The following is a 2,743-nucleotide window of genomic DNA, read 5'->3' on the forward strand; positions in this document are numbered from 1 at the left end:
GCGGTTATCCAGAAAAAAGGATATCCGGATTAATTTCCGGAGAATCCCCGCTGCTTTAGCACGGGGAGTGTCAAAACATCAACTATTACCAACCCAATTCCCTGGCGCAAATACGTCTCGCACTTAGAAACAAAAGCACCGCGATGAGTAGAACGATCTTTGTTGGCAGGACTTACTAATTCAATTGCACCGGCTAATACCGGGCCGGCTTCAGTGTTAAAAATACTGACTTGCACCGTTTCCGCCGCAGTTAGAAAAGGCACGCTTTGGGCTGGGGGTGACATCCAATTGTTTGGGAAATCTATTGGCAAACGAATTACCGTCTCTGGACAATCAAACTCCGGTAGAGGTTCCTCAAAAGCTGCTACATCAATTTCAATCCCAAACTGCACGTTGGGTTCGGCAAAGTAATTTGCGGGTAATTTGGCATTCAAATCCGATGCAATGTAAGTCGCCCAGGCGTTGTGAAAGGCGTGCCAGTGACGGCGAACCGACAGCGGCGGGCGGAAATGGTCTTGTAGCACCATATTTTTTTAATTTAGGGCTGATTAAAATTATCGCTAGAATGTGCGATCGGCTGAACTCGGTTTTTATGGAATTAGTTTCTAAATTCGGGATTGTTCGAGTTGCGATCGCCCGTATAAGTAAATGTAACTCAATTTAATTGGGTGGGGAGTGTCAATCGATTTTAGATTTTAGATTTTAGATTTTAGATTTTCTATTTTAGATTTGAAGAATTGAAGAATTGAAGAATTGAAGAAAGCGACCCCACGGATGAATCCGGGGGCTTGTGATAATGAGGAGCGAGCTTTTTTCTCCCTCCACGGATGAATCCGGGGGCCCCGGACTAAATTACTTTCGGTCAACAATAACTGTCGCTGCGGCTTTATAATATTTAACCGTTGGCAATCACTCAGCAGCAGGCAGATCGATGAATTTGGTAGACGACAAGACTATAGTTAGACAGTATTTTAACTCGACGGGATTCGATCGGTGGCAGCGAATTTACGGCGACGGCAAAGTCAATAAAGTTCAGCTAGACATCCGCACCGGGCACCAGAAAACGGTGGATACAGTCATCGAATGGCTGCAAGCTGACGGCAATTTACCCGGGCTTTGTGTCTGCGATGCCGGCTGCGGTGTGGGCTCTCTGAGCATTCCTCTGGCTGAGGCTGGGGCGATTGTTTGCGCTAGCGATATCTCTGAAAAGATGGTAGCAGAAGCCTACGCTCGATCGACAGCAGTTCCCGGCAAGCTCTACAACATCTCCTTCGCCGCCCAAGATTTGGAAGCTTTAACCGGCAAATTTCACACTGTTATTTGTTTGGACGTGCTGATCCACTATCCTCAAGATAAGGCTGCGGAAATGATTGCTCACCTAAGTTCGATCGCCCAATCGCGACTAATTATCAGTTTTGCCCCCAAAACTTTAGCACTCACCGCCCTCAAAAAATTTGGCGAACTTTTCCCCGGCCCGAGCAAAACTACCCGCGCTTACCAGCACCGCGAAGCTGATATTATCAAAATCCTAGAAAACAACGGTTTTGTGATTAACAGAACAGCGATGACTAGCACTAGCTTTTACTATTCTCGCTTGCTGGAAGCTGTGCGAAAATAGGTTAAAAATATCTGCCAATTCTGAGGTCAGTTTAGATCGTTTATTGGCGTAGTGGGGAGGGTTTATACAATTTGTTGGTGGGGTGGGGGCGGGTTTATATAATTTGTTGATGGGTGTCAAAAATTTTGGCGAACCCGCCCCTACATGGTAAAATCGCGGACAAATTTGTAGATACTGTCTTGACCTGTCAAGGGGTAGCAGTCAAATAAGTAGGTAAACAAAATTAATTGCCGACTGAGTTGACTTGAAACCCTTGATACCTCTAAAGAGTAACAAAGTCGGATGTGTAATTAATTTTGTGTAGGTACTTAATTAGGGTCGAAAGGCTTTTGGGACTTTAAAATCCCAAAAGCCAAATGCACCAATTTCCGCATCAAAGCACCAATAACCTGCATTTTGACCTTTCCACGACCCAATAATCGCTCGCTCATCGCTTTCAACAAAGGGGTGGATGCTGGATGATTTTTTTAGACATAGCTTAACATTCTTTCCTGATTGGGTAACTATTGAGTTGTATTATTAGAGGTAAGCAACCTTGGAGACTCAATCAGACGTGACACTTTCAATTGGAGAGGCGGCTAAGGAATTAGGTATCTCGACAAAAACACTAAGACGCTGGACTGATGCAGGAAAAATTAGGTTTGAACGCTCCCCCACTGGACAGAGACGATTCTAAGTAACCACACAAAATTAATTACATAAAAACTCCTTGCTAGGCAAGGGTTTCAGTAGAAATATTGTGTAATTAATTCGGAACTACTACTTATCTTGCGGATATCAAGCGAATCGTTCCCAGAGACTTGAACCAGGCAGATGAGCGAATTACTATCAACTATGCCAGAGTTTCCAGTCATGACAAAAAAGATGATTTAAAGCGTCAAGCTGCTGTTTGGGAATCGTTTAGTGCTGCTAACGGCTGGCAATTTGAAACAATTCAAGACTTAGGTTCTGGATTTAATTACAAGAAAAAAGGACTGACAAAGTTACTCAAACGAATTAGACATCTCCAAAAATAGTAACAGTTCGTGGTAATATCACATCATAAAGCTTTTTTGACACAGAAACATGAGCGACATACTCAATCATATTGAAGAGCATCCTAAAGAAACACAGCGATTAATGGGT

Annotated in this window: 2 protein-coding genes and 1 pseudogene; 2 read left to right on the plus strand and 1 reads right to left on the minus strand. The window is 43.6% G+C overall.

Annotated features, from left to right (window positions below):
* Positions 1-29 precede the first annotated feature (29 nt).
* Positions 30-527, minus strand: a complete 498-nt coding sequence (locus tag QUB12_RS36960; RefSeq protein ID WP_333144433.1) for a DUF4058 family protein — start codon at positions 525-527, stop codon at positions 30-32.
* A gap of 404 nt (positions 528-931) precedes the next feature.
* On the opposite strand from QUB12_RS36960, the gene bchM reads away from it, so the two are divergent.
* Together bchM and QUB12_RS37745 are read left to right on the plus strand one after the other, a co-directional pair.
* The gene (gene bchM, locus QUB12_RS36965; protein WP_333144434.1) at positions 932-1,618 is read left to right on the plus strand and encodes a magnesium protoporphyrin IX methyltransferase; all 687 of its coding nucleotides are present in this window, start codon (positions 932-934) and stop codon (positions 1,616-1,618) included.
* A gap of 535 nt (positions 1,619-2,153) precedes the next feature.
* Positions 2,154-2,616, plus strand: a pseudogene (locus tag QUB12_RS37745) (IS607 family transposase); the annotation flags it as partial.
* Positions 2,617-2,743: the final 127 nt, after the last annotated feature.

This window comes from Microcoleus sp. B7-D4 (genome assembly GCF_036705125.1).
GTDB lineage: Bacteria > Cyanobacteriota > Cyanobacteriia > Cyanobacteriales > Microcoleaceae > Microcoleus.

Bases quoted from the DNA above. Each gene is read 5' to 3' on its own strand.
- QUB12_RS36960 (WP_333144433.1), bottom strand. From the start codon at position 527: ATGGTGCTACAAGACCATTTCCGCCCGCCGCTGTCGGTTCGCCGTCAC.
- bchM (WP_333144434.1), top strand. From the start codon at position 932: ATGAATTTGGTAGACGACAAGACTATAGTTAGACAGTATTTTAACTCG.